21 protein-coding genes are annotated in these 26646 nt (G+C 57.8%); 2 read left to right on the top strand and 19 right to left on the bottom strand.

The window, feature by feature from the left end:
* Positions 1 to 80: 80 nt before the first annotated feature.
* The 15 genes from C4S74_RS01255 to adhE all read right to left on the bottom strand — a co-directional run bounded on the left by C4S74_RS01255 (position 81) and on the right by adhE (position 16980).
* Positions 81 to 578 (bottom strand): hypothetical protein, encoded by a 498-nt coding sequence (locus C4S74_RS01255; RefSeq protein WP_103993559.1) that lies wholly within the window; start codon positions 576 to 578, stop codon positions 81 to 83.
* Between the two features lie 159 nt (positions 579 to 737).
* On the bottom strand, positions 738 to 1721 hold the full coding sequence (gene floA, locus C4S74_RS01250; protein ID WP_009675041.1) for a flotillin-like protein FloA: 984 nt from the start codon (positions 1719 to 1721) through the stop codon (positions 738 to 740).
* Positions 1722 to 1772: 51 nt separating this feature from the next.
* Complete coding sequence (locus tag C4S74_RS01245) at positions 1773 to 2543, bottom strand: NfeD family protein (protein WP_103993558.1); 771 nt, start codon at positions 2541 to 2543, stop codon at positions 1773 to 1775.
* Positions 2544 to 2762: 219 nt separating this feature from the next.
* Positions 2763 to 3203, bottom strand: coding sequence for a GatB/YqeY domain-containing protein (locus C4S74_RS01240; RefSeq protein ID WP_103993557.1), 441 nt, complete (start codon positions 3201 to 3203; stop codon positions 2763 to 2765).
* Between the two features lie 16 nt (positions 3204 to 3219).
* Positions 3220 to 3393 (bottom strand): 30S ribosomal protein S21, encoded by a 174-nt coding sequence (gene rpsU, locus C4S74_RS01235; protein WP_024094532.1) that lies wholly within the window; start codon positions 3391 to 3393, stop codon positions 3220 to 3222.
* Positions 3394 to 3515: 122 nt separating this feature from the next.
* Positions 3516 to 3863, bottom strand: a complete 348-nt coding sequence (locus tag C4S74_RS01230; protein ID WP_103993556.1) for a histidine triad nucleotide-binding protein — start codon at positions 3861 to 3863, stop codon at positions 3516 to 3518.
* Positions 3864 to 4037: 174 nt separating this feature from the next.
* A complete protein-coding gene (locus C4S74_RS01225; RefSeq protein ID WP_103993555.1) occupies positions 4038 to 4358 on the bottom strand; it encodes a hypothetical protein in 321 nt (106 codons plus the stop codon).
* Positions 4359 to 4485: 127 nt separating this feature from the next.
* Complete coding sequence (gene rsgA / locus C4S74_RS01220; protein WP_103993554.1) at positions 4486 to 5562, bottom strand: ribosome small subunit-dependent GTPase A; 1077 nt, start codon at positions 5560 to 5562, stop codon at positions 4486 to 4488.
* Positions 5563 to 6122: 560 nt separating this feature from the next.
* A complete protein-coding gene (locus C4S74_RS01215) occupies positions 6123 to 7529 on the bottom strand; it encodes a HAMP domain-containing sensor histidine kinase (RefSeq protein WP_103993553.1) in 1407 nt (468 codons plus the stop codon).
* Complete coding sequence (locus tag C4S74_RS01210) at positions 7510 to 8226, bottom strand: response regulator transcription factor (RefSeq protein WP_103993552.1); 717 nt, start codon at positions 8224 to 8226, stop codon at positions 7510 to 7512. The genes C4S74_RS01215 and C4S74_RS01210 overlap by 20 nt, the downstream gene beginning before the upstream one ends.
* Positions 8227 to 8246: 20 nt before the next feature.
* Complete coding sequence (locus tag C4S74_RS01205; RefSeq protein ID WP_103993551.1) at positions 8247 to 9656, bottom strand: hypothetical protein; 1410 nt, start codon at positions 9654 to 9656, stop codon at positions 8247 to 8249.
* A gap of 175 nt (positions 9657 to 9831) precedes the next feature.
* Complete coding sequence (locus C4S74_RS01200; protein ID WP_258042348.1) at positions 9832 to 10776, bottom strand: polysaccharide deacetylase family protein; 945 nt, start codon at positions 10774 to 10776, stop codon at positions 9832 to 9834.
* A 328-nt stretch (positions 10777 to 11104) separates the two neighbouring features.
* Positions 11105 to 11863, bottom strand: a complete 759-nt coding sequence (gene pflA, locus C4S74_RS01195) for a pyruvate formate-lyase-activating protein (RefSeq protein ID WP_103993549.1) — start codon at positions 11861 to 11863, stop codon at positions 11105 to 11107.
* A gap of 41 nt (positions 11864 to 11904) precedes the next feature.
* Complete coding sequence (gene pflB / locus C4S74_RS01190) at positions 11905 to 14175, bottom strand: formate C-acetyltransferase (RefSeq protein ID WP_103993548.1); 2271 nt, start codon at positions 14173 to 14175, stop codon at positions 11905 to 11907.
* 198 nt (positions 14176 to 14373) lie between these two features.
* Complete coding sequence (gene adhE / locus C4S74_RS01185) at positions 14374 to 16980, bottom strand: bifunctional acetaldehyde-CoA/alcohol dehydrogenase (RefSeq protein WP_103993547.1); 2607 nt, start codon at positions 16978 to 16980, stop codon at positions 14374 to 14376.
* A gap of 164 nt (positions 16981 to 17144) precedes the next feature.
* Between adhE and C4S74_RS01180 the strand changes: the two genes are divergently transcribed.
* Both C4S74_RS01180 and C4S74_RS01175 read left to right on the top strand, forming a co-directional pair.
* Complete coding sequence (locus tag C4S74_RS01180; protein ID WP_103993546.1) at positions 17145 to 17672, top strand: hemerythrin domain-containing protein; 528 nt, start codon at positions 17145 to 17147, stop codon at positions 17670 to 17672.
* Between the two features lie 288 nt (positions 17673 to 17960).
* A complete protein-coding gene (locus C4S74_RS01175; protein WP_103993545.1) occupies positions 17961 to 18686 on the top strand; it encodes a Crp/Fnr family transcriptional regulator in 726 nt (241 codons plus the stop codon).
* 291 nt (positions 18687 to 18977) lie between these two features.
* On the opposite strand, the gene C4S74_RS01170 is transcribed toward C4S74_RS01175, so the two are convergent.
* From C4S74_RS01170 to C4S74_RS01155, 4 genes are all read right to left on the bottom strand, one after another.
* The gene (locus C4S74_RS01170; protein ID WP_103993544.1) at positions 18978 to 19766 is read right to left on the bottom strand and encodes a formate/nitrite transporter family protein; all 789 of its coding nucleotides are present in this window, start codon (positions 19764 to 19766) and stop codon (positions 18978 to 18980) included.
* A gap of 104 nt (positions 19767 to 19870) precedes the next feature.
* The gene (nirD, locus tag C4S74_RS01165; protein ID WP_103993543.1) at positions 19871 to 20209 is read right to left on the bottom strand and encodes a nitrite reductase small subunit NirD; all 339 of its coding nucleotides are present in this window, start codon (positions 20207 to 20209) and stop codon (positions 19871 to 19873) included.
* A gap of 53 nt (positions 20210 to 20262) precedes the next feature.
* Complete coding sequence (gene nirB / locus C4S74_RS01160) at positions 20263 to 22698, bottom strand: nitrite reductase large subunit NirB (RefSeq protein WP_103993542.1); 2436 nt, start codon at positions 22696 to 22698, stop codon at positions 20263 to 20265.
* 326 nt (positions 22699 to 23024) lie between these two features.
* Entirely contained in the window at positions 23025 to 26642 is a 3618-nt protein-coding gene (locus tag C4S74_RS01155) for an AAA family ATPase (protein WP_103993541.1), read from the bottom strand.
* Positions 26643 to 26646 lie beyond the last annotated feature (4 nt).

Below are 26646 nucleotides of genomic sequence, written 5' to 3'. Positions count from 1 at the left end.
CGCTCGGGCGCTCGTCGCTCGGGCGCTCGTCGCTCGGGCGCTCGTCGCTCGGGCGCAAAAAAAAGCCGTTCCGGCCGGTATTACCGGCGGAACGGCTTTTTTGCCCTCGGCGGGCCGAGTATTTCGGCCCAGATAACCCCCTGCACCGCCTGACGCGGGTGCAGGTCGACACCGGCAGCGGGGCTGCTGCCGGAAGCTTCTTCGCGCACGGCGCGCGCTTCCCGCATGCGCGGCGTCTCCGCCGGCGCGGCTTTGCTCCCGCAGGCATCGCTGGCGGCAAAACCGCCGCTGCGTCCGCGCTCGGCCGCGGTCCAATCGTCCGCCGCAGCTTCGGCGGACAAATCCCCGCGCCGCGTTTGCGGCGGCGCGCTCACGCGGCGGTCCCGGTCCCCGCTTGTTCCGGCCTCAGTCCGGGCCGGTGCGGCCGGACGGCGCGGAAGACCCTGTCCGCTGAAATCCGGCATCCGGTTCTGGCTGCCGGTTTTTTTGCGCTTGCCGGACAGCATCGATACCAGAAAAATACCGATCATTATCACAAAAAAGAAATTGTTCGCAATCAGTTCGATCAGACGCTCCATAAAGACGCCCCCTTTCCCGAGCAGGCTGCATCAAGATTCCCGAGTTGGCTTTGTTTGGCTTTGTTGAAACGATTAGTAAAGAAGAAGCAAATTCCCTTCGGGACCGAAGGGAACCGGCTCATCTGCCGGGCAGCAGCGCCCGGCAGATGTTAACCTCTTTTATTCCTTGCCTTCTTTGCCTTCTTCGGACATTTTGCCGATGGAACTGCGCATATGCGTATCGGCATCGATATTTTTATAATTCATGTAGTCCATCACGCCGAGCTTTCCGTTGCGCATAGCATCCGCCATAGCCTGCGGCACCTCGGATTCGGCCTCGACGACTTTCGCTCTCATTTCCACGACGCGGGCTTTCATTTCCTGCTCCTGGGCGACGGCCATGGCCCGGCGTTCTTCCGCTTTGGCCTGCGCGATCCGCTTGTCGGCTTCGGCCTGCTCGGTTTGCAGGTGGGCGCCGATGTTCTTGCCTACGTCGACATCCGCGATATCGATGGACAAGATTTCAAAAGCGGTACCCGCATCCAGACCTTTACCGAGTACGGTCCGGGAAATCATATCCGGATTTTCGAGAACATCCTTGTGCGAGCCGCTGGAGCCCACTGTCGTAACGATCCCCTCGCCGACACGGGCGATAATTGTTTCTTCGCCGGCACCCCCGACGAGGCGGTCAATGTTGGCCCGTACCGTTACCCGGGCGATAACCTTCACTTCGATCCCGTCTTTGGCAACCGCGGAAACCGTAGGCGTCTCGATGACACGCGGGTTTACGCTCATTTGGACGGCCTGCAGCACGTCACGGCCGGCCAGATCAATGGCAGCCGCCCGTTCGAACGGCAATTGGATGTCCGCACGGTGTGCCGCGATCAAGGCATTAACAACCCGGTCTACGTTACCACCGGCCAGATAGTGGCTTTCCAGCTGGTTAATGTTAAGTCCCAGTCCGGCTTTAATCGCTTTAATGAGCGGATTCACGATCCGGCTCGGAATAACACGCCGCAGCCTCATCGCCACCAGCGTCAAAATACTGATGCGCACGCCCGATGCCAGAGCGGAAATCCAGAGCATAACCGGCACGAACGTGAAAAATACCATCAACAAGATCAGAACTACTGCGGCAATTAACAGATAGAAATAAGATTCCATGCGTCAAAAAACCTCCCTTTACGTAATTAAATGGCGCCCGCCGGCTTTACTTTATTTTTCTGCGCCAGCTTCTTCTTCATGCACCACGACTCTGCTTCCTTCCACATGAACGACTTTAATAAGGCGTCCCGCGGGAATAAATCCGCCTTCCGTTACCACATCCACCCGGTCTTCCCCAAATTGAGCCGTACCGGACGGGCGAAGCGGAGTAAGCGAAGTTCCCGTTTGCCCCATAAGATGCAGCTTGAACGAACTGGATACAAAACCTTGTTCGGTTGTAAGCTCCTCTTTGAGGATAAAGCGGTTCCACACACCCCTTGCCGGAAATTTCTTCACGGCGATAAAGAGAAGAACAACGGCCGCCACGAAAGCGATAACAAGCAAAAGCGCAGCTGTCTGAGGATTATCGGCCGCCAGAATCACTCCGCTGAACAAGGAGATGCTCCCCGCGATTCCGAGTATGCCGAAGCTTGGAATGACCAGTTCAAGCAGCAGAAGCAGCACTCCCAAAACAAACAGGCCGATATCTCCGGATCCCGCTCCCCCGGCAAGATAATTGCCGAGAAAATAAAGCCCGAAGCCGATAACTCCGATCGATCCGAGAAGACCGAACGTCCAGAAAAGCAGCTCGAGTCCGATTCCGACAATCCCGATCAGAAGCAGGATCGCGGCAACGGCCGGATGTGTCAGGAAACCGCCGAACGCACTCGTAAAGCCCTGCTGCGCCGCAGTTCCGGCGGATGCCGCCGCCAGACCGGGCAGGCAGCCGATTGATCCGAGGACCGCGGCACAGCCCAGAAATGTTCTTCGTAAGCTGATCATGGCTTCTCCTCCTAACCCTATAGCCTTTATTTAGTTAGTTTAGTTCTTATTACGTAACGGGATGAAAAACGTTTCACCAAATGTACAAAAGTTGGCGGCAGGCTCCGCGGACTACCGTCACTAGGGGCATAAGCTAGTTTGCTCAGCGGTGCCCGTTTTATCGTTTTCCGGCTATGAAAAAAGGCCGGAAGCATCGCTGCTTCCGACCCCGTCGGTTTATTACAGGTTTTGTTGCACCAGTTGGTTCACTAATTTCCCGTCAGCCCGTCCTTTTACTTTCGGCATGAGAGCCGACATGACTTTTCCCATATCCGCTTTGGAGGAAGCGCCAACTTCTTGGATGGTCTGCTTTACAATTGCGCTTACTTCTTCCTCTGTTAATTGCTGCGGCAGGTACTTCATTAGAATGTCGATCTCAGCGTGCAGGCTGTCGGCCAAATCGTCCCGGCCGGCATTTTTAAATTCTTGGAGGGAATCTTTGCGTTGTTTGACTTCGCGATTCAGAACATCAAGCACTTCATTGTCATCTAAGGCTCGGCGCTGGTCTATCTCGATATTCTTGATAGATGCTTTTACCATACGGATTACGGAGAGTGTAAACTTGTCTTGACTCTTCATCGCTTGCTTCATATCATCGTTCAAACGTTCGCTTAAGCTCATGAACTTGGGTTGCCTCCTAGAACTTTCTCTTACGAGCAGCCTCAGATTTCTTTTTGCGCTTAACGCTCGGCTTCTCGTAGTGCTTGCGCTTTTTAATCTCCGCCAATACGCCATCCTTAGCAATGGAACGCTTAAAGCGGCGAAGTGCAGCATCTATGGTTTCATTCTTGCGAACTCGAGTTTCTGACACCAGTTTTCCCTCCCTCCGAACAGACCGTCCAATCAAAGCGGTTCATCAAACTTCATTATAGGGGAAAACGTTAATAGGTGTCAACCTAAAAGCTTTACTCCTATGACAATAAATTCTATGAATTATCTTTGAGCTACTAGAGGGCCCAAATTCGTACCGCCGAGCAGGTGGTAATGGATGTGGAAAACCACTTGTCCGCTGTCGGGTCCGCAGTTGTTAATGAGCCGGTAGCCGCTCTCTTCGATACCGAAATCCCGGGCGATTTGCTGCGCGGCCTTGTGAACCGAACCGATCAGCGCCCAGTCTTCTTCTCCCGCGTCTTTCATCGATGCGATATGCTTTTTCGGAATGATCAGGATATGAACCGGAGCGGCCGGCTGGATATCGTGAAAAGCCAGCACGTGCTCGTCTTCGTATACCTGCTTGGAAGGAATTTGTCCGTCCCTGATTTTGCAGAATAAGCAATCCACTGTCTCGTCTCCTCCTTTATCGAATCGTACATGCTCGTGTGCACATGTTTGTATGTATATTTTTATCATACTGAATAACGGGGGAAAAAGAAAATAAAAAGTGAGCGGCCTCCCCGAAAAAAAGGTAACCGCCGGAAGACGGTTTTGTCTCCCCGGCGGTCATGAGGCTTTGTCTCAATAATACGGAAGCAGCGAAAGAGCCGTAAGAGCGACCAGAGGGAAGATCCCCCGGTAAAAGCGGCGCCGCGGATAATAGGGGTACCCGCCGTACGGGAAATACCCGTAGTAGGGATAGCCGTAATACGGGTATCCCCAGCCGAACGCCCGCGTCTCGCTTTCGCCGCCGGCTCTGCCCTCTACGGGAATCGCCAGGTATACATAATCATCGTCCACACTCTCGATAATACCGTCATGCACCGTACCGTCGTTCAGCTGAATGAGAACGTACCGGTATTTATGCTGCTGACACAAGTTTTTCGCTTCGTGTTTCTGCATCAACAAACACCTCCTGCCTTCAACATATGCACGGATGGGCAAAAGGCCACTAATTCGCCGCATTTTAGTTGAATTAGAGGTGATGCGTCGTGTCCGGACGGGCTAATTTTACCCGGATACGCAAATTTTATGGCTTGGAGGGCTTGCGCCTCATTTCCTTGTGAAGCTTCTTCCACTTGTCCTTCTCGGCCATCTGGAGAGCCTTGCTCTCCTTGCGGGCCAGGAAGGCAAGCTCCTTCTGCAGTTTGACATAGCTGTCATAACGCGCCCGGTCCAGCGTCCCGTCTTCTAAGGCGTCTCTCACGGCGCAGCCCGGCTCGCTGCCGTGGCGGCAGTCCGGGAAGCGGCAGGAGGCCGCCAGCGTCTCGACATCGTCGAACGACTGGCTCAGGCCGCTGTCCGCATCCCACAGCTGGAGCTCGCGCATGCCTGGCGTGTCGATCAGCACGCCTCCGCCGGGGAGCAGGAACAGCTCGCGGTGGGTCGTCGTATGGCGGCCCCGGGCGTCATCCTCGCGGATCGCGCCGGTATCCATCGCCTCGCGGCCGAGCAGCGCGTTGATGAGCGTGGACTTCCCCGCTCCGGAGGAACCAGCGACCGCGGCCGTCCGGCCGATGCCGAGGTAGGCGGCTTGGAGGCCCTCCACTCCTTCGCCGAGGAGAGAGCTGACGGCATGGACGGGTACGCCCGGCGCTATGGCCTCCGTCTCGGCGATTCGGAGGGCCACTTCCTCGGGCGAGGCGCACAAGTCCGCCTTGCTGAGGATGATGACGGGAGAGGCGCCGCTCTCCCATGCCATGACGAGGTAACGCTCCAGCCGGCGGAGATTATAATCCCCGTTAAGCGCGTTAACAAGGAAGAGGACATCGACATTCGAGGCGACAATCTGCTCTTCGTTCACGTTGCCCGCCACTTTGCGGACGAACATGCTTTTTCTCGGCAGAACGCCGTGAATCGTGGCGCGGCCCTCTTCCTCGCGGACGCTTAAAGCCACCCAGTCGCCGACCGCAGGGTAATCTACCCGGCTGCGCGCCTGGTAGCGCATGCTGCCCGATACCTCGGCGAGCACCTCGCCGGAGCCGGTTTTGATCCGGTACATTCTTTTATGTTCAAGCGCGACGCGGCCTGCCGTGAGACCTTCCGCGGACATATTCGTCAAAGCTTGCCGGAGCTCTTCGTTCCAGCCCAGTTCAGTTAAATTCAATCCGTAAACACACCTTTCATCCTGTCTGCTTCCCAGTCTAACAGGAAGCGGTCCGGATTAACCGGGAAACAATCATTCATAGCTGTTTTTTACATGCGGCTCCGCTATCCGGTAAAAAAAGAATTAAGACACGGCGGCAATCCCGACAGTAAGCTATGGCCCATCTCACCTGCAGCGTGAACGGCAAAAAAGACCCGGCAGTTGTGCCGGGTCTTAGCATGAAACTGTATGTATACTCCGCCTCGTATAATGCCTGAGCTGAACATGACTGAGTACGGGAAATACCGTAGAAGCCCTGTGCCGCCGCCGGACGGGCTTCGGCGGCGGTGCGCTTTCGCCCCGGCTTTGCGTCGGGTACCTGTGCTGCCTGGGCGCAGATCAGCCCAAGCTTGCCGCGGCGGCTTTTGGGAAGGAGCGCCCGCGCCGCTTATGCCTGCGTTCCCCGCAAAGCGGCACGAGTGAATCCGCCTTGCAGCAGCCCCTCACAGGACGCTCCAGGCGAGTCCGGCTTACGCCGGCCCGCTCACAGATTAGCCCGGAGTGAGACCTCACACTGCCCTTTACAGGGCTTTCTCTTCTTCCGGCATGCGCGGCAGCTCGACGGTTACGATCGTTCCCTGGCCGAGCTCGCTCGTGACCTGCAGCGTTCCTCCGTGCAGTTGGGCGATTTCCTGGCAGATTGACAGGCCGAGGCCGCTGCCCGGCTGCCGGTTATCCGCCTTGTAAAACTTCTCCGTCACATACTTCACGGCTTCCGGCGAAATCCCTTCACCCTCATCTTCCACGATCAGCTGCACCTGGCTGCCTTCCACGCGGGTCATGATGCGGATGACCCCGTTTTCCTGCGTAAATTTCATCGCATTGTCAAGCAAGTTGATCAATACCTGCTTGAGCCGGTTCTGATCCCCGAAAACGTAAAGGCTGTTCTCCGCGAGAGAAATTTGCAGCTCCATTCTGCGTCTCTGGCAGTTCCCCGCGAACTGCTGGTAAATATCTTTTACGAGACGGTTGACGTCCACCGGTTCGCGGTGCATTTTCATATTGCCGGACTGGAGCTTGGAGAAATCAAGGAGATCTTCAACCAGCCCGATCAGACGGTCCGTTTCTTTGGAGATGACGGAAAGTCCCGTGAGCGTTTCTTCCTTCTCGTTGAGATCCCCGGAAACCAGCGTCTCGCTCCAGCCTTTAATCGACGTCAGCGGCGTCCGCAGCTCATGGGAAATCGAGGAGATGAACTCGTTCTTCAGGCGGTCGTTGCGGAGAATTTCATCCGCCATGTAATTGAGCGTATCCGCAAGATGTCCGACCTCGTCGTCATGCCGTTTGACGGCCTTGTTATGAAAATCCCCCTGAGCCATGCTTTGGGCGACATCCGTAACTTCGCGGATCGGCCGTACGATCCGGTTCGCGAGAAGAAGGCTGACCGCCAGCGAAACGAGGATAACGGCCACCCCGATGCCGATAATAATCCAGGCGGTCCGCATAACCATACGGTCAACCTGTTCGATCGAGGTCGTATAACGCAGGACGCCGACGACCCGGTCCCCGTTTTTAAGCGGATACGACAGTGCCATTATCCTCTCTTTGGTATCCGTATTCAATCCGATCCATTTGCCCGGTTCTCCGAGCAGAGCGGACTGGACGTCGGACGTATCGATTTTCCGCTTGGAGGTGAATCCGTACGAATCCCGGATCAGGTTGCCCTCAAGGTCCACGACCTCGACCCGGCTGATTTCGTCTTTCGCAAGCTCTTTTAAAATATTGCGGGCCCGCTCCTGGAGAGGAGAAAGCGAATTGTAGCGGTTATTGTAGTCGACGGTGAATTTGGCGCGTTCGCTTAACGCCTGCAGGGCGCTTCCGTAATAGTATTGATAGATGGTTCCCAGAAACAAGCCTCCGAGAAGCAGCACAATAAATACGATGATCAGCAAAAAATTCCAGACGACTTTACTCCTTATGCTGCTCAAGGGCGGATTCCTTCTTCCAGAGGTACCCATAACCCCAAACGGTTTCGATATGTGCAGGGTGCGACGGATCTACCTCGATTTTTTGACGGATACGGCGGATGTTGACGTCCACGATTTTTAAATCGCCGACAAAGTGCTTGCCCCAGACGGCATCCAGAATTTCATCCCGGGAAATCCCCTGGTCGGGCTGTTCCATGAACAGCTTCAGAATGGCAAACTCGGTCGGCGTGATATCGATTTCGGCCCGTCCCTTAAACAGTTTCCGCTCCTTCAATTGCAGCGTAAAAATGCCGGAGCTCAGGCTCTGTTTAACCGATTCCTGCTCGGGAATTTCCAGCCTCCGGTACAGGGCCTTAATTCTCGCGATGAGCTCCACCGGGCTGAACGGCTTCGTGACGTAATCGTCCGCTCCGATCTCCAGCCCTTCGGCTTTGTCCGTATCCTGCGATTTCGCGGTCAGCATGATGATGCCCATTTTCGGGTACATCTTCCGCAGCTGGGCGCACACGTCGAATCCCGATAATTGAGTCGGGAGCATAACGTCCAGAATGGCGATGTGAAAAGGGCCTTCATCCTTTACAAGCTGGAGGGCTTCCTCGCCCGTCGCCGCCTCCGTAACATCAATATCGTTGCGTTTAAGATTAATCCGGATAAATCCTCGGATCGATTCTTCATCTTCCAAAATCAGTACTCTCATTCCGGTCTCCCTCCCCTTCTCTAATAATAGACCGGCTTCAGCCGCTCCTGTATATCTTTCAATCCAAGTTTCATCTGGTTATATTCCTGCAAGGATTTGACGGACAGGTTCGTCGGCTTCTCCGGTAAAAACGCCACGGTTTTGCGTCCGTAAGACGTATCAAGCTCCACGAAGTCGATTTCCTTCTTCTGCAGCTCGTTTTTCATGTTCTCCCACTGCTCCGTCGGGTAATACCGGATGGTCAGCAGTTCCGCTTTTTCCTTGCGGTTCGCGCTTAAATAATAAAAAGTCGTGTACCCGTCGGCACGATCGCTTTTGGACCGTTCCAGCGTAATTTTGCCTCTCCACGATTCGGGAAAATCAAACCGGTACGTGACATTGTTATCGTAGTAATTTTCGTGTACCCATTTGAGCCCGTTCGCGCCGTCCCACTGGTACCACTGGTGAATCCAGGGCATATCGGTCGGATTACTGTTTTCGATAAACGGAGGAATCTTGAGCAGCTCGATCTCCATAATACCGTCCCCGTTGACGTCCTGCGATCTTCCTTTGTATTCCTTGAAAGTTTGAACGTTCCCCTGTTCGTCCTTGGCACTGAAAACGTCTTTCAGTTTGCCGTTGTTCCAGACCAGGAGAGAGGTATAGGACGTATTGGCACCCAGCCCCGCGTCCACGAAAATCCCGTTCTGCGAGTCGGTCGCTTTGCCGATCACGACCTGGTAGTAACCATTGACGCCGCCGTCCATGGGCAGCTTCTGCATCAGCTTCTTCTCCCCGTTCTTGAACGAGTATAAAGAAGCGGAAGCGTCCAGCTTGTCGCGGTCCAGAAGCAGGGCGGCCACTTCAGGCACTTCGTCGCCGGTCAGATCGCCGATCGCGATCTCGGTGTACGGTATTTTCTCCATCTGGCTCACCACCGAGCCTTTCATGGAATAAACGAACAATTCCTTGTTGAGGTTAACGGCCTCTCCGGCACTCCAGCCCACGAGCATTTCCGGAGCCCCGTCTCCCGTAACGTCCACGAAGTCGACGCGGTCGATTTCTCTGCCGAGCTCATGAATATCGGTGACCTTCCGCCATTCTTCGTTCACTTGTTCGAGAATGAGGGCCCCCAGTTCAAACTCGTTCTTCTGCAGCCTATAAAAGGCGACGGCCTCCTTCTGGCTGTCCCCGTTAAGGTCCACCTGGTAAATCGGGCCGGCCGCCGAGTTGTCGGGCAGCTTGAGCGGCGTGTTGAGCACCGCGCCCGGAGGCAGATAGTGGGTCACCGCCTCTTTGAGCTGATACAGGCTTGAGCTCATGGCCGGAGCCTTCAGCAAAGCGGCGGGAGAAGAAGATATGAGCTGGCAGCCGCTGAGCAGCAGCATGGAGAGTCCGGCCGTCAGCAGGCCCGCTGCCGGTCGCGGTATCCATTTGATTCTTCTCTTCATGACATTCCCCTTTTCTAGTGCTGGTACCATTATATCAAAGCTGTCCCGGAAGCAGGACCTGAAAATTCTGCATGAACGCGAACGAAAAAACCGTCCGATGCCGGCAAATACGGCATGGACGGCGCGCTTCCGCCGGTTCGGCAGCCTTCCGCAAAGCCGCTACCGGGGCACTTCCTTATTTCGCGGCCAACAATTCCGGCACGGTAACAAACTGATAGCCCTGAGCCTGCAGATACTCGCAAATTCTCCGGGTCGCCTCCACGGTATTGCTGAGGTCCCCGCCTTTGCCTCCGAAGCTGTGCTGCAGGATGATGCTGCCGGGATGAATATGCTGTTTCACATTGTTCATAATCTGATCCGGCGTATTACCGGCCCAGTCTTTCGTGTCGATCGACCAGCCGATGATAAGCTGCCCCTGCTGGGCGGCTACCGCTTTGACGTTATCGTTGACGGCGCCGTACGGGGCACGGAACAGGTAGGTTCCCTTGCCGAGCGCTCTCTTCAGCGCTTCGTCCGTGCTCGTCATCTGTTCACGGGCCTGCTCGGGCGTCAGCTTGGGCAGCTGGGCGTGACTCCACGTATGGTTGCCGATCGCGTGGCCTTCGGCCTCGATCCGCTTCACCATATCGGGATATTTGTCGACCTGGCGTCCGACCAGGAAGAACGTCGCTTTCGCGTTGTACTTGCTCAGTACTTCCAGAACCTGCGGCGTCCAGTGCAGATCCGGACCGTCGTCGAACGTCAGCGCCACGAGTTTATTCTTGGTGTGAACGGAATAGATCGGCGAAGCCGTGTTTGCCGATCCGCCTCCCTCCGGAGGTTGTGTCGTCTGCGGCGTAGGGGTCGGCGTGGGCGTTGCCGTCGGTGTCGGAGTAGGATCGGGCTTGCGCGTCGGCACCGGCGTCTTGCTCGGATCGGGACTTGCGCTCTTGTCGGGCGTATTCTCCGGTTCCTTCACGGTCGGCACCGGCGTCGGGCTTGGCGTGGCCGCCGTCTCTTCCTTGATGGAGCCCGAAGCCGCTTCCTTAGTCAACAATGCATGGCTGACATTGTATGCAATAAACAACCCCAGCGCTATCATCAGGACATAGCGCAGTCTGAACACTTTTCTTTTTTTCATGATTCCTTCCATCTCCCATTTGTTTCCTCGGCCGATTTCTATGAACCTACCAGCCTGTCTATGATTTCCAGCACATAGGAACGACAGACGCGGCATCGCGTCTTCTCCTGTATTCCCCGGGTCCGTTCCCTTCAACGTGTTACCTTACCCTAAGTGTACTCCAACTTTCGACACAAGTAGTTACGAAACCATTACATTTGAACAAAGAAGACGTTACGCCGCCGGCACAATTGTAAAAAAATGTACAAGCATGACGAAAAAAGCTTCCGGCACAAAGGCCGAAAGCTTTAATATAGTAGAAGTTTTATTTCCTGTAAAGCCCAATTTTTTAGAGAGACTGGCAGCTTTCCTGCAAAAATTTCCGGCTTCGCGCACGCCCGATAAGCTCATACGCTCTCGCGACTTCTTCTTCCGTCGGCGTGCGGGCGTCTTTAAGCGGATATTCCCGCTGAAGAAGATCCCATTTATAGGTTCCCATCCGGTGATAAGGAAGGAGCTCGAATTTTTCGACGGTCGCCAGATTGCCGAGAAAGGAACCGAGCCGCTCCAGCTCGTCTTCCGTATCCGTCATGCCGGGAACGAGCACCCGCCGGATCCACATCGGCCTGCCGTGATCGGAAAGCCAGCGCGCCGTGCGCAGGATCTTGTCGTTGGGCTGGCTCGTCAGCGCGATATGCTTGTCGCGGTCCATCATTTTCAGATCGAGCAGGACCAGGTCCGTTTCTTCAAAAAGCTCGCGGACATGCTCGTGGCCCGTCTCGCAAAAGCCGGAAGAGTCCAGCGCCGTGTTCACGCCGAAGCGTTCCTTGCACGCTTTGAAAAGCTCCGCGACAAACGACGCCTGCAGCGTCGGCTCTCCTCCCGTTACGGTGATCCCCCCGCCCGACTTCCGGTAGTACGGAAGATAGGGCTCCATTTCGGAGAGGATTTCATCGACGGTCACCGTCCGTCCTCCGCAGGTGTCCCACGTATCGGGATTGTGACAGTAGCCGCACTGCAGGGCGCAGCCCTGCATGAAGAGAACAAACCGGATACCGGGGCCGTCTACCGTGCCGAACGTTTCGATGGAATGGATTCTGCCTTTCATGACTACACACGTCCTTTGCTTCGGCGTGCCCCGGTCCCTCGTTACATGGCGCCGTGGAACGTCCGGTTAATAACGTCGAGCTGCTGCTCGCGGGTGAGTTTGATAAAGTTGACCGCATAACCCGATACCCGGATGGTGAGCTGCGGGTACTGTTCGGGATGCTCCATCGCATCCAGGAGCTGCTGCCGGTCGAATACGTTCACGTTGAGATGGTGCGCTCCGTTTTCGAAGTAGCCGTCCAGCATATGGACGAGATTGTCTTTGCGCGTCTGCGGCTCTTTGCCGAGCGCTTTGGGCACGATCGAGAACGTGTTCGAGATACCGTCCAGGCTGTGCTCGTAAGGCAGTTTGGCGACGGAGCCGAGCGAGGCCAGGGCGCCTTTGCGGTCGCGTCCGTGCATCGGATTCGCACCCGGCGCGAACGGTTCGCCCGCTTTGCGGCCGTCCGGCGTGGAGCCGGTTTTTTTGCCGTAGACGACGTTGGACGTAATGGTCAGGACCGATTGGGTCGGAACCGCATCCCGGTACGCCTTGTGCTTGCGGATCATGCCCATGAACGCTTCGACGAGCGAAACGGCGATGGAATCGACACGGTCGTCATTGTTGCCGTACATCGGGTAGTCGCCTTCGATTTCGAAGTCGGTGGCGATTCCCTTCTCGTTGCGGACCGGGCGCACTTTGGCGTATTTGATCGCGCTCAGCGAGTCGGCGACGACGGACAATCCCGCGATGCCGCAAGCCATCGTACGGACGATTTCCCGGTCGTGCAGAGCCATTTCGATCCGCTCGTAACAGTATTTGTCATGCATATAGTGAATCACGTTCAGCGTGTTCATATACAGCTTCGCCAGCCATTCCATGACACCCTTGAATTTGTGCATAACCTCGTCGTAATCGAGCACATCGGACGTAACCGGCACGCTTTCGGGTCCGATCTGGATCCCCAGCTTCTCGTCCACGCCGCCGTTGATGGCATACAGGAGAGCTTTGGCCAGGTTGGCCCGCGCTCCGAAGAACTGCATCTGCTTGCCGATTTTCATGGCGGATACGCAGCAGGCGATACCGTAATCGTCGCCGTAGAAAGGACGCATCAGGTCGTCGTTCTCGTACTGGATGGAGCTCGTTTCGATCGAAACTTTGGCGCAGTATTTCTTGAACGCCTCCGGCAGCTGCTCGGACCAGAGCACCGTCAAGTTAGGCTCGGGAGCCGGACCCAGGTTATACAGCGTATGAAGAAACCGCATGGAGCTCTTCGTTACGCGGGTCCGGCCCGACAGGGACATGCCCCCGATGGATTCGGTTACCCAGGTGGGGTCCCCGCTGAACAGCTCGTTATAATCCGGCGTACGCAGGAATTTCACAATCCGCAGCTTCATGACGAAATGATCGACCAGCTCCTGCGCCTGCGTTTCGGTCAAAGTTCCTTCGCGGAGGTCTCTTTCGATATAAATATCGAGGAAAGAGGACACCCGTCCCAGACTCATGGCCGCACCGTTCTGTTCCTTGATCGCCGCCAGGTAGGCGAAATACAGCCACTGGAACGCTTCGCCGGCATCGGCGGCCGGCCCCGAGATATCAAAGCCGTGATCGGCCGCCATCTTCTTCAGCTCGCCGAGCGCCCGGATCTGCTCGGACAGCTCCTCGCGGGCACGGATAACATCCTCCGTGATCGCATCCACTTCGAGAAGAAGGAGATCCTTCTTCTTATCCGTCACGAGGGCGTCGATGCCGTACAGCGCCACTCTGCGGTAATCGCCGATGATCCGTCCGCGCCCGTATGCGTCCGGCAGGCCCGTGATGATGCCGGCTTTTCTGGCGGCCCGCATGTCGCTCGTGTAGGCGTCGAACACGCCCTGGTTATGCGTCTTGCGGATGTCCGTGAACAGCCGGACCATGTCTTCCGGCAGCTTGAAGCCGTAAGCTTCGCAGGCATCCTCCATCATCCGGATGCCGCCGAACGGCTGCACGGAGCGCTTGAACGGCTCATCCGTCTGGAGCCCGACTACCCGCTCCCTGTCTTTATCGAGATAGCCCGGAGCGTGAGACACGATCGTGGACACGGTGTTCACGTCCACATCGAGCACGCCTCCCTGCTCCCTTTCGCGACGGGTCAACTCCTTGACGACTTCCCACAGCGCTTTCGTATCTTCCGTCGGAGGGGCAAGAAAAGCCTCGTCTCCCTCATAAGGCGTCAGGTTAAGCTCGATAAAGTCACGGACATCGATCCCGTGCTGCCACTTTCCTTTGCGGAACCCGCGGTATACTCCCTCTTCAGCAGACTTCATGCGCATTTCGCGCTCTTCGATAGCCATCTTTTGTTCCCTCCTTGGAATGAACGGACGGGCCGCGGAGCGGCCGCCCGGCAAAGCTGATTTCGTTTCAGCGCAAACCTTTCCGCCCGCGCCCGTCGTTACTGCTGTCTTTATATCCGTCTTCTTACCTTACCGGCTGCTGCGGCTGCGGCTCTGTTCCCGCTTATTCAGCCAACCGGTCATACCCGGTCCGCCCGCTCAGATTCTGCCGTAAAAGGCGTCCCGGTATACTTCGGCCAGCTCGCTGACGAGCGGCATTTTCGGATTGGCGGTCGTGCACTGGTCTTCGAACGCTTTGTCCGCCAAATGGTCGACACGGCTTTCGAAGTCGCCGGCGTCGAAGCCGAGTTCCTTGAACGAAGCGGGAATGCCCAGCTTCTTGTTCAGCTCGCGGATGGCGTCGATAAGGCTCTTCACGCCTTCCTCCGTAGTTGCGGCCGGAAGCCCCAGGAACCGGGCGATCTCGGCGTAGCGCTCGTCGGCGCAGTAGTGCGAGTATTTCGGGAACGAAGCGTATTTCGTCGGCTTCGCCGCGTTATACCGGATGACGTAAGGCATCAGGATCGCGTTGGTCCGTCCGTGCGCCGTTCCGTACTGACCGCCCCACTTGTGCGCCAGACTGTGGTTGATGCCGAGGAAGGCGTTCGCAAAGGCCATGCCGGCGATCGTGGACGCGTTGTGCATTTTCTCCCTCGCCAGCTTGTCGCCCGTCGCATGGGACTGCTCCAGGTTGCGGAAGACGAGCTTGATGGCCTGCAGGCACAGTCCGTCCGTATAGTCGTTTGCCATGACGGAGACGTACGCTTCGATCGCGTGGGTGAGCACATCCATACCTGTGTCGGCCACGGCCGTTTTCGGAAGCGAATATACGAATTCGGGATCGACGATAGCCACGTCCGGCGTCAGCTCGTAATCGGCGAGCGGGTATTTCGTGTGGCCGTTCTGTTTATCTGTGATGACAGCGAACGAAGTCACTTCCGAACCTGTTCCCGAAGTCGTCGGAATGGCAACGAACTTCGCCTTCTTGCCGAGCTTCGGATACTTGAACGTCCGCTTGCGGATGTCCATGAACTTCTGCTTCAGCGAATGGAACGTGACATCGGGGTACTCGTAGAACAGCCACATCGCTTTGGCCGCATCCATCGGCGATCCGCCGCCGAGTGCCACGATGCAGTCCGGCTGGAAGGCGTTCATCATGGCCGTACCGCGTTCAACGGTATCGACCGAAGGGTCCGGCTCGACATCGCTGAAAACTTCGACGGCAACCGGCATCCTGCGCTGGCGCAAATAATGTTCCACGCGTTCCACGTAGCCCAGCTTCACCATCATCGGGTCCGTCACGATCAGAACACGGGTGATGTCCGGCATTTTGGCCAGGTACTGGGTGGCGTTTCTCTCGAAATAAATTTTCTCGGGCACTTTAAACCACTGCATATTCACCGTCCGGTGTGCGACTTTTTTGACGTTGATCAAGTTGACTGCCGTTACGTTCGAAGAAGTGGAATTGCGTCCGTACGAACCGCAGCCGAGTGTCAGCGAGGGGATATTGGCGTTGTAGATATCCCCGATCGCCCCGTGAGTCGAAGGCGCGTTCACGATAATGCGGCAGGTCGGCAGCTCCTTGGCGAATGCCGCGATCACTCCGTCGTCATTGGAATGAATGACCGAGGTGTGGCCGAGCCCGCCGAATGCGGCAATCTCCGCCGCCCGGGCAATACCCGCCTGAGCCGTGGCAACCGTGTAGCAGGCCAGCACGGGGCTCAGCTTCTCGGCGGACAGCGGGTAGGCCGCACCGACGCCGTCGAGCTCGGCGATCAGGATTTTCGTCCCGGCGGGAACCTCGAAGCCCGCCATTTCGGCGATCCGTACCGCCGGCTGGCCCACGATCGCCGCGTTCACGGCGCATCCGGCGTTCATGCCGAACTGGGACAGCTTCTTCGTTTCCTTGGCGCTCAGGAAGTGACAGCCCTGCGCCTTCAGCATCGCTTTGGCTTCTGCCGCGATCGCCTCGTCCAGAATAACGGCCTGTTCGGATGCGCAGATCATGCCGTTGTCAAACGTCTTCGAGAGAATCAGATCCGTGACCGCCTGGCGCAGGTCCGCAGTTTTCTCGATAAAGCACGGCACGTTGCCCGGGCCGACGCCGAGCGCCGGTTTGCCGGCGCTGTAGGCGGATTTGACCATCCCGGAGCCGCCGGTAGCGAGAATCAGGGCCACTCCCTCGTGGTGCATCAGCTCGTGCGTCGCTTCCATGGAAGGCTTCTCGACCCACTGGATGCAATCCTGCGGTGCCCCGTGGCTGACGGCCGCTTCATACAGAACGCGGGCCGCTTCGGAGCTGCATTTCTGCGCGGACGGGTGAAAGGCGAAAATAATCGGGTTCCGCGTCTTTATTGCGATCAGCGCCTTAAACATCGTCGTCGAGGTCGGATTCGTGACCGGGGTGACCCCCGCGATAATTCCCACCGGTTCGGCGATGGAGGTGAGTCCGGTCGTCGCGTCTTCGTCGATCACGCCGACCGTTTTGTCGTACTTCACGGAGTTATGAATATACTCCGTCGCGAACAAGTTCTTGATGATCTTGTCTTCATACACGCCCCGGCCCGTTTCTTCCACCGCAAGCTTGGCGAGATACATATGCCGGTCTACCCCGGCCAGCGCCATTTCCTGCACGATCCGGTCGATCCGGGCCTGATCCAGCCCTTCAAAAGCGGCCTGCGCTTTTTTTGCTTTCTGCACCAGCCGGTCCACCTGTTCTTTGGCCGCCCCGCCGGGTTTCAAAGACTCCTTTTCCTGTACAGCCATCTCTCCGCCTCCTCTGTTCTATCTACACCCTCATTATAGGAGTTTGTGAATTTTTTCACTATGACATTTCTCACAGACAAAAAAGCTGCCGCGCCTTATGGTGAAGACAGGAAACACGCGCGCGCTTTACCATCATCCGCAGGACCCGACAGGAGGAAATGACGATGAGCACAATGACCGTGGAACGTCTGCCGTATGCCGCTATGGACCCAGGCAGCCAGTTGTCCGATGCCCTATATTATTTGAAGCAGCAGCATGAATTTCTGGAGGCCGATCTGCTGGAGCTGCAAATGCTCGCACGCGGAATCGGAGCCGCCGGAAGCCGGGATACGCTCAAAGCCGATTTAAATCAGCTGAAGATACGCGCCGAACGGTTCTTGAAGTTTTTCCAGCAGTACCAACAGGATGAGCAGGAAACGCTTTTCCCCATCGTGGATTTGTATACGGGCGACAAAATGGGCCCTACCGCCGTTATGAAGCAGGAATACAACATGGCCGTGCATAATCTACGCCTGTTCTTCCAGGCATTCAAAGAAGACAGCCAGACCCTCGATCCCCTGTGCGCCAAGCGCTCGGTATCCCACGTGCTCCAGTCGTGCTTCATTCTTCTTGAGCATATGCGTAAAGAAAAAGAATGGGTATTCCCCCTTGCGGAGCAGATGCTGACCGATATCGAGCAGTTTTATTCGTAGAAAAGGGATCGCGGCATAGCCGAACCGGTCGTAAAGCGAACCGGAACGCGGGGTTTCGTGCAAACGAGCCGAAAATGGAACCGCCTCTCTACACCCTTATAAAAACCGGAGCCGCCTAATGGATGCGGGCTCCGGTTTTTGCGTTATTTTGCCTGTAAAAGGAAGGTTTGCGTTGAATACGGACAGGCTTGGTAAACAACATTGTATGGAAAGTGTGATTTTTATCATATATGATTTACGTCATATCCGGTATACTGGAAGCAGAAGTCAAAGAGGAGGGAAGCCATCATGAACACCGGCACAAATCCCGTTTACTATACGAATCCCCGCAACACCGCTGCCTTTAAGACGGAAAACCTGCAGAAGTTGACGGATATTATGCATGAGCAGAAGCTCCAACCCGGCGCCTATTTGTTTTGGGAAGGCGATACGGCTGACAAGCTTTATTTCATAAAAAACGGCCGGGTACGCGCTACGAAGTCTACGGACGAAGGCAAGGATCTCGTGCTTTACTTATATCAGCAGGGCGATCTCATCGGAATGATCGATCCCTACGACGACACGAAGCATTGGTACAGCGCGGAAGTGCTGGAAGAAACCACGATCGGCGTGGCCCATAAGAAAGACGTGGAAATGCTGATCTGGCAGAGCGGCGAGTTCGCCCTGGAATTTATGCGCTGGATGGGGCTCAGCCACCGGATGACGCAGACGAAATACCGCGATATGATGCTGTACGGCAAACCCGGGGCCTTGTGCTCCACCATCATCCGCCTGTCGAACACGTACGGCCGTCCCGAAGCGGACGGAACGATCCGCATTACGAAGAAGCTCACCCACTCCGAGCTGTCGGATATGATCGGCTCGACCCGCGAAAGCGTGAACCGGATGTTCAGCGATCTGCGCAAAGCTCAAGCGATTGAAATGGATAACGGCTATATCGTGATCCGTGATCTGAATTATTTAAAGGGCATTTGCCACTGTGAAAACTGCCCCATAGAAGTGTGCCGGATGTAACCCGGCACGCTTTTTTTGTATGTGACGGATACGGCGACTCACCGTGCGGAAAGTACGGAAATACTGCGGCGTCCGATTCCCGGCCCGGAGACGGTTCCGTAAAGCATGGCGCAGGCTCATGGCGGCAAGCGCGGAATTCCCGTAACGGGTGCCGTAACGGGTCCCCGAGAGAGATGCCGCGAAGCACCTGCTCCCTCACCCGGCCCCGGCGGAACGCCGTAAAAAACCTCCCTGAGTTCGAACTCAGGGAGGTTCTTCGTTTGGTGGCTGCGGCCTGGCGCCTGCGTATGTTTAAAGCCGTCCGCTTAACCGTTTCACGGGCGAGATGAAGTAATACAGCAGCCCGACAAACACGGCGCCGCCGACAATGTTTCCGAGCGTCACCGGAATCATGTTGTGGAACCAGCCGGCCAGCGTTACCGTTTCGGGATGCGGAAGGACCAGCGCCAGCCCCAGCACGGTCATGTTCGCCACGCTGTGCTCATACCCCGACGCGATAAAGCCGTACAGCATCCAGAAGATAAGGATGAGCTTCGCCGTGTCCTCCTTGGCTCTCATCGATGTCCAGATCGCCAGACAGACGAACCAGTTACAAAGAATTCCCCGGAAAAACAGCTGCACGGGGTCCATGGCCATTTTTTTGGCGGCAATGGTCATTAACAAATGGTCCGGTTTAATATTGGCGAACACTCCGGCACCGGCGACCAGCAGCACAAGGACCATCGCTCCCGCCAGGTTTCCCAGGTAGCACCAGAACCAGTTGACGAGCGTATCCTTCCAGGTGACTTTGCGCGAAAGGGTTCCGATGGTGAAATACATGTTGTTTCCCGTAAAAAGCTCCGAGCCGGCAAAAATGACCAGCGTGAGCGCGACTCCGAAAGACAGCCCCATAACCGTCGTCGTGACGGGCGACTTTGCGGCGAATAACGGCGCTCCTACGGAAAAGATAAGGACGATGCCGAGTCCTACGTAAGCACCGGCCAGACCGGCCGCCGTCAGGTAGCGGATAAGGCTGTCGGAGAGAAAATTCTTTTTCTGCAGGGCCGCGGCAGCCATTTTTTCCACGGTTTCAGTAAACATTATGCGTCATCTCCTCGCGGGTTGAAAACGGGTTGAGCCGGACAGTGAATATTCCGGTTAAGCGTGCTGTGCGGAATAGCCTGCGGGGCGAGGGCCGGAAAAGGCTAGTTCAGCCCGATCCAGACATGCTCCCCTTCAATCTTCACCGGATAGGTTTTCACCTGTCCCGTATCGGGCGCCTGCACTTTACCGTCCAGCAGGTTGATTTTCCAGTCATACAGAGGATCGTACAGCAGGTCCCCCGATACCATCCCTTCGCAGAGAGGGCCACCCTTGCGGTGAGGGCTCCGGTTCTGAAGCGCGAAGAGGCGGCCGTCCGTCAAGTGAAACACCGCTATTTCTTCTTCTCCCACAAAAACGGTCTTGCCGAGCCTGGCCGGAAAATCTCCTTGCCGTCCGATGCAAACGTAGGTTTCCGGTTTTTCCTGAAGCTGTCGGGTCATCGATTATTCCTCCTTTTGGGGCTGCCGGGCAGCCCCTGAATGTCAGATTCGCTTTATTCCGCAGGCGGTCCTACCGGCACGTTGACGCCTTCGTACAGTTCCTGACGGAGCTGGCGATCGCCGATCACTTTTTGCCAAGGATCATGCGCACGGGTCAGGGCTATCTCCATACGGTTTACCAGTTCCCGCCGGTTCGCTTCATCCGTGATCGCATGGTGCTGGATATGAGCCAGGCCCAGCCGCTCCACCCAATCCGACGTTCTTTCCAGGTAATTGGCGGTTTCCCGGTAAAACTGGATCAGCGACGAGGTAATTTCCAGAAGCTCCTCATCCGTTTTCACTTTCACCGCAAGATCGGCAAGCCGCGGTTTAATGCCCCCATTGCCGCCGATGTAAATCTCCCAGCCGCCGTCATTGCCGACGATGCCGACATCCTTGGTGCACGATTCCGCACAGTTGCGCGGGCAGCCGTTTACGGCCATTTTAAACTTGGCGGGCATGTCGATTCTTTCGAATTTTTTCTCCAGCTGCTGTCCCATCCCCATCGAATCTTGGGTGCCGAACCGGCAGAAGGTCGAACCCACGCACGTCTTGACCGTGCGCAGCGCTTTGGCATACGCGTAGCCCGAAGGCATTCCGAGTTCTTCCCAGACTTTCGGAAGATCTTCCTTGCGCACGCCCATCAGGTCGATCCGCTGGCCTCCCGTCATTTTGACGGCGCGGACGTTGTATTTCACCGCCACGTCGCCGATCCGCTTCAGTTCTTCCGCCGAGCTTACGCCGCCGTACATGCGCGGGACGACCGTATATGTGCCGTCCTTGTTGATGTTCGCATGCAGGCGCTCGTTGACGAATCTCGATTCCTTTTCGTCCACATACGTTTCCGGCCACAGCATCGTCAAGTAATAGTTAAGCGCGGGACGGCACTTCGAGCAGCCTTCGGGATTGTTCCAATTCAGAGCCGTCATGGTCTCGCGGATCGTCGTCAGCTTGCGCTCGCGCATCGCCGCCACGATTTCGTCCCGGCCGAGCTGCGTACAGCCGCAGATGCCGTGGGCCGCCGGGCCCGCTTCGTAGCCGTCCCCCAGCACGCCCGCCAAAATCTGCTCGACAAGCGGCTTGCAGCCTCCGCACGAGCGGCAGGCTCCGGTGCAGGCCTTCACTTCGTCGACCGTTTTGAGCCCCTGCGTGCGGACGGCCTCCACGATGGTGCCTTTCGTCACCCCGTTGCAGCCGCAGACGATATCCTCGTCGGCAAGAAGCTCCGCTCCTCCGCCGCTTTCCTCTCCCGCAGGAGTTCCCATCAGAGCGGCGTGCACGTCTTCGGTCATTTCGCGGCCGCTTCGTATCCACTGCTGAAGCTGGGTCGCCTGGCTGACATCGCCGAACAGCACGCCCCCGACGATCCGGCTGCCGCGGACGAGCACCTTCTTGTACACGCCTCTCCAGTCATCCTGCATTTTGACGATCGTAAGATCCGGACGATCCAGAAACTCGCCGGCCGAGAATACGTCCACGCCCGATATTTTCAGCTTGGTAGCCAGCACCGTGCCCTCGTAAGGAGCCGTCTGCCCCCCGCACAAATGCTTGGCGAGCACGCTGCCCTGCTCAAAGAGCGGAGCGACAAGCCCGTAGCATACACCGCGGTGCTCGCAGCATTCGCCGACGGCATAAACGTCCGGCGCCGAGGTCCGCATGAAATCGTCCACGACGATTCCGCGGTTGACCTCCAGGCCTCCGGCCGCGCCCAGAGCGCTGTTCGGCTTGATTCCCGCCGCCATGACGACAAAGTCCGTTTCCAGCATCGTTCCGTCCGTAAACGCCAGTCCTTCGACGCGCACGCCTCCGGTGAGCTCCTTCGTCTGTTTTCCCATCGCAAAACGCAGTCCCTGACGCTCCAGCTCCGCCCGCAGCATTCCCGAAGCCGCCGGGTCCAGCTGGCGTTCCATCAGATCTTCCATCAGATGAACCACCGTTACTTCCATACCCAGCTTCGAAAGACCCTTGGCCGCTTCGAGACCGAGGAGACCGCCGCCGATAACAGCCGCCTTTTTAAAAATCCGGGCCGCCTCCGTCATCGCTTCACAATCGGCAATGTCCCGGAAACCGACGACCCCCTCCTTATCCGCGCCCGGAACCGGCAGAATGAAAGGCTTCGAGCCCGTCGCCAAAATCAGGACGTCATAAGGAAGGACATCCCCGCGGTCCGTCGTAACCGTTTTGGCCGCCGTATCCAGCGCGGTAGCCGTTGTCCCCGTCATAAGCTCAATACCGTTTTCACGGTACCAGTTCCAGTCGTTCAGAACGATTTCTTCCGTCGTTTTGCTTCCCTCAAGCACATAAGAGAGCTGAATCCGGTTGTAGTTCGGATGAGGCTCGCTTCCCACAATCGTTATATCAAACAAGCCGGTGTTGATTTTCAAAATTTGCTCGATCACACCCACTCCTGCCATGCCGTTCCCGATAAGCACCAATTTTTTGCGGTTCATAGTCTAACGCCCCCTGCCTTGATCGATCTTTGAAGAATTTCATTTGTGAAATTAAGCACATACTTAGTATAAACGGCTTCCATACCCGGCAGATGTGAGAAAAGTCACAGGACACGAAGATGATGTGAACATCGCTTGAATGAAACGTGAACAGCCCCTGCCTTTCCTGCAAAAAAAAGCACACTCGCACCGTTAAACGGGGAATGTGCTTTCTTGGCCGGTTTCTTAAACAAACCGGAATGCCGTTATTTTTTAAAAGGGCGTTCCCCCGAGCCTGAAAACGCGGGCAGGATCCCGGAGTGCGGCCGCTTGCGGATTCTCCGGCCTTACAGCAGCTCCAGCCTTACCCGGCTGCCGCGGCCGGACGGCTCGGCGGGCTCGACGATCAGCTTGCGCGGCAGCCGGGCCCTCAGCTCCGGCACGTGCGAAATAACGCCGACCGCGAGCCGGTCCATGTGAAGCTTCTCCAGGGAAGTGACTACCATATCGAGCAGATCCTGGTCCAAGGTACCGAACCCTTCGTCCAGGAAGAAAAACTCCAGCGGAACTTCGCCCTTGAGCTGGATCTGCGCCGACAAAGCGAGCGCGAGGGCAAGCGACGTCAGGAACGTTTCGCCCCCGGACAGCGTGCCGACCGGGCGCTTCACTCCGCCGGAGCCGTCATCGCGGATCACGAAGCCGCCGCCGGAGTCTACCTCGATCGCGTAGCGCTGGCGGGTGAGCTGCCCGAGCCGCTGTGAAGCGGCCCGGCTCACCTGCATCAGCTGCTCCTCCGCGAGGAACTCGACGAAGGCGTTCGCTTTCAGCACGGACTGCAGCTTCGCCAGCCGTCCGTGCAAGGTCTGCTGCGCGCTGCGCCGCTCTTCCAGCCGGCGCCACTGCTCGTGCTTCGCCTGCAGCTCCTCACAGTCGCGTTCGGCTTTGGCGCGGACCGCCAGCGCGGCTTCGTCGCGCTCCTGGGCTTCGCGCAGCTCGACCAGCATGCCGGTCCAGTCGGCTTCGCTGACCGTCCGCCCGGCAAGCTGCTCGCGCAGCTGCGCGAGCCGGGAGCGGAGCGTCTGCTCGCGCTCGCGGTGACGCCGCGCCTCCGCGCTCCACTCGGCGCGCTGCGCTTCGGCGACGTACGCGCCCCGCACGGCTTCAGCGTCCGCGAAAGAGGACGCCTCCAGCGCGCGTTCGAGCCGCTCCAGCGCTTCGGAGAGCTGCCCGGCGGCGGAAGCGGCGGCCTGTTCGGCGGCGCTGAGCGCCTGGGCCGCCTCCTGCTGCTCGCGGCGGGCCTGCTCGTGCGCGAGCCGGGTCTGACCCGCGCGGCCGCGCAGCACGTCGAGCTCGGCTTGAGCCGCCGCGATCTGACGCGGCACCGGCTCGTCGCCGACGCGGTCGTGCAGCTGCTGCGCCTTCTCGGCGGCGAGCTGGGACAGTCCCTGCAGCTTCGTCGCAAGCTGCAGGGCGGTTTTGTCGAGCTCCGCCGCCTCGGTGCGGAGCTGTTCGATCTTGGCGAGCACCCCGTCGATGAACGGGATGCTCTTCTCGATGCGGCCGCGCAGCTCTTCCGCCTGGCGCTCCTGCTCGTTCAGCCGCTTCAGGCGCGCCTCTACGGCATCCAGCTCCAGGCCTTTGGCGCCGAACTGCCGCTGCCAGGCTTCTTCCCGTCCGCGGATGCTTTGCTCCAGCGCCTGCGCTTTGGCTTCTTCGGCCTGCAGGGCCGCGCGCTGCGTGCGCAGCTCGGCCCCGGCGGCCTGCATGCCCGCTTCAAGCGGCTTCAGCCGTTTCAGAAGGGCCTGGAAGCCGGCTTCGAGTTCTGCCGCCAAGCGGCCCATACGTCCGGTTTCCGCTTCCAGACGCTTGAACCCGGCCAATTGCCGCAAAGCCTCCCCGGCGGAAATTCCGGCTTCTTCGCCGGCCGCGCCGCTCTCTGCCGCCGCTGTGCCCGCTGTGACAGACGTTTCGTTGCTGCCGTCTCGCCCGACCCGGCCCGCGGAACCTGCTAGGTACGCTTCCGGCAGAAGCTCCAGCCCAGCTTGAACCCCCGCAGCCGCTTCAGCGAGCATGCGGACAGCTTCCGCTGCCGCATGGCCGGTTTCGTCCGCGGATTCGGTTTCGGCTCCGAAAACGGCGGTCTGAGGATCATGCGCCCCGGCACGTTCGTGCTCAAGCGCCCGCTTGGCGAGACTGTCGAGCCCAAAGACGTGACGATCCGCCGCCAATTCCGCTTCACGGATGGCGCGAAGGAGCGACTCGCACTCTTCTGCGCCAGGAGATGCCGGGTCCGCTTCGTCCTCAGCTTCACGGTATGGAGCCGGATGCTCCAAAGCCCCGCACACGGGGCAGGGCTGCCCCTCATGCAGCTCATGAGCCAGCTTTCCGGCCAGATTCCGAAGCTCGCGCTCACGGTCTTCCCGTTTGCGGACCCGGAGCAGCCCGGCCGCCGCTTCTTCCTGCTCCGCCAGCTGTTTACGCAGCTCCCGGGCTTCTGTCCGTCCGGCGCCGAGTTCGCCGAGCCAGCGGGCAAAATGCTCCGTCCATGCGGTAAGTTCCCCCGCGCGGGCCGCAAGCTCGCGCTCTCCGGCCTCCATCGTCCGGCGTCTGTCGCCGCTCTCCTGCCGGAGTTCCCGGAGCTGGCGCTTCTGCATATCCAACTCCTTTTTGGCGTCCCACGCTTCCTGGAGAAGGCTGCGCTGTTCGTAGCCGACTTCCACTTTTTTCAGCGCTTCTTTCAGCTCCGCTTGTTTGCCCAGCGCTTTTTCCTTCGTTTCCTGTTCCTTCCGGAACGCCTCTTTCACAGCGGAAAGCTGCGCTGACAGCTGTTCCTCGCTCGCTTTGAGCCCGTCGCACTGCTTGTGCAGATCGGCAAGCTGGCGCTCCTGCTCCAGGGCCTGGTTCAAATGCTCCAGCCGGATCAGCAGCGGCTCCTCACGATCAGCCAGCTCCTGCCGTGCAATCTCGGACGCCTGCAGGGCCGTGTCTAGCTTGACTTCGGCCTGAAGAGACCGTTCCCTTGCCTGAGCGATCCGTCCGCGATGCTCCGCCTCGGCTTTGGCTGAAGTTTCCGCATGCTCGACGTAAGGACGCAGTTTCTCGGCTTCCTCCGCACGCTTCAGACTCTCTTCGCGCCGCCGGATTCCGGACTCTTCCTCCTCGGTTTTGCGGAGTTCCAGCTCCGTCTGCCGTTCTTCCTTTTGCACGCTTAAAATTTGCTTCATCTCTTCGTAGCGGGCGGACGCCTGCTGAAAAAGCTTGCGCTGGACGGCGGCATGCCCGGACGCTTCCTTCAGCCTTTCGGCGGCCCCGGCAAGCGCCTCTTCGGACGCGTCCCCCAGCCCCTGCTGCTCGGCGGCGATCTGTTTAAGCAGGCCGTCGGCTTCTTTCAGCCTGCCGCTTACACGGGCGCTGAGATGATCTCCGTAGGCTTCGAGATGGAACAGCCGCTGAAGCATCTGCCGCCGGTCTTTGCCGGTCAGCGAAAGGAATTCGGCGAACTTTCCCTGGGGAAGCACCACGGCGCGGGTAAAATCCTGCATGGACAAGCCGAGCACCTGGTGGACCCGGCTGGTCACGTCCGTGGATTTATCGGCCAGAACGACCGGCTCCTCCCCGCTGAGTTCGACAAAACGGCTCACGGTATTCGTGACCGAAACGTCCGATCCTCTCTTGAACTGCCGGTCCACCCGGTACCGGACGGCGCCTGCCGGATGGCTGAGTTCGAAAGTGAACGAGACCGCCAGCGTATTTTCGGCATGATTCATGATCCCCTGCGTACCCCCGGAAGCCCGTTCGACTTTGCCGTAGAGCGCCAGCGTCAGGGCATCCAGAATAGAAGATTTTCCGCTTCCCGTCGGCCCGAAAATACCGAACACGCCGGCATCGCACAATTGTGTAAAATCGATTTCCTGTGTTTCCCGGTAGCTTTGCAGACCGGATATTTGCAGCCGTATCGGACGCATACGT

The organism is Paenibacillus sp. UNC499MF (assembly GCF_900107975.1).
In the GTDB taxonomy this organism is placed as follows: Bacteria; Bacillota; Bacilli; order Paenibacillales; family NBRC-103111; genus Paenibacillus_F.
The sequence above is the reverse complement of the archived record's forward strand: the minus strand, read 5'-3'. Positions and strand labels throughout refer to the sequence as shown.

What these genes read in the sequence shown, in the direction of transcription:
- C4S74_RS01255 (WP_103993559.1), bottom strand. Translation starts at nt 578, where the DNA reads ATGGAGCGTCTGATCGAACTGATTGCGAACAATTTCTTTTTTGTGATA.
- floA (WP_009675041.1), bottom strand. Translation starts at nt 1,721, where the DNA reads ATGGAATCTTATTTCTATCTGTTAATTGCCGCAGTAGTTCTGATCTTG.
- C4S74_RS01245 (WP_103993558.1), bottom strand. Translation starts at nt 2,543, where the DNA reads ATGATCAGCTTACGAAGAACATTTCTGGGCTGTGCCGCGGTCCTCGGA.
- C4S74_RS01240 (WP_103993557.1), bottom strand. Translation starts at nt 3,203, where the DNA reads ATGAGCTTAAGCGAACGTTTGAACGATGATATGAAGCAAGCGATGAAG.
- C4S74_RS01225 (WP_103993555.1), bottom strand. Translation starts at nt 4,358, where the DNA reads ATGCAGAAACACGAAGCGAAAAACTTGTGTCAGCAGCATAAATACCGG.
- C4S74_RS01210 (WP_103993552.1), bottom strand. Translation starts at nt 8,226, where the DNA reads ATGAGAGTACTGATTTTGGAAGATGAAGAATCGATCCGAGGATTTATC.
- C4S74_RS01205 (WP_103993551.1), bottom strand. Translation starts at nt 9,656, where the DNA reads ATGAAGAGAAGAATCAAATGGATACCGCGACCGGCAGCGGGCCTGCTG.
- C4S74_RS01200 (WP_258042348.1), bottom strand. Translation starts at nt 10,776, where the DNA reads ATGAAAAAAAGAAAAGTGTTCAGACTGCGCTATGTCCTGATGATAGCG.
- pflA (WP_103993549.1), bottom strand. Translation starts at nt 11,863, where the DNA reads ATGAAAGGCAGAATCCATTCCATCGAAACGTTCGGCACGGTAGACGGC.
- pflB (WP_103993548.1), bottom strand. Translation starts at nt 14,175, where the DNA reads ATGGCTATCGAAGAGCGCGAAATGCGCATGAAGTCTGCTGAAGAGGGA.
- adhE (WP_103993547.1), bottom strand. Translation starts at nt 16,980, where the DNA reads ATGGCTGTACAGGAAAAGGAGTCTTTGAAACCCGGCGGGGCGGCCAAA.
- C4S74_RS01180 (WP_103993546.1), top strand. Translation starts at nt 17,145, where the DNA reads ATGAGCACAATGACCGTGGAACGTCTGCCGTATGCCGCTATGGACCCA.
- C4S74_RS01175 (WP_103993545.1), top strand. Translation starts at nt 17,961, where the DNA reads ATGAACACCGGCACAAATCCCGTTTACTATACGAATCCCCGCAACACC.
- C4S74_RS01170 (WP_103993544.1), bottom strand. Translation starts at nt 19,766, where the DNA reads ATGTTTACTGAAACCGTGGAAAAAATGGCTGCCGCGGCCCTGCAGAAA.
- nirD (WP_103993543.1), bottom strand. Translation starts at nt 20,209, where the DNA reads ATGACCCGACAGCTTCAGGAAAAACCGGAAACCTACGTTTGCATCGGA.
- nirB (WP_103993542.1), bottom strand. Translation starts at nt 22,698, where the DNA reads ATGAACCGCAAAAAATTGGTGCTTATCGGGAACGGCATGGCAGGAGTG.
- C4S74_RS01155 (WP_103993541.1), bottom strand. Translation starts at nt 26,642, where the DNA reads ATGCGTCCGATACGGCTGCAAATATCCGGTCTGCAAAGCTACCGGGAA.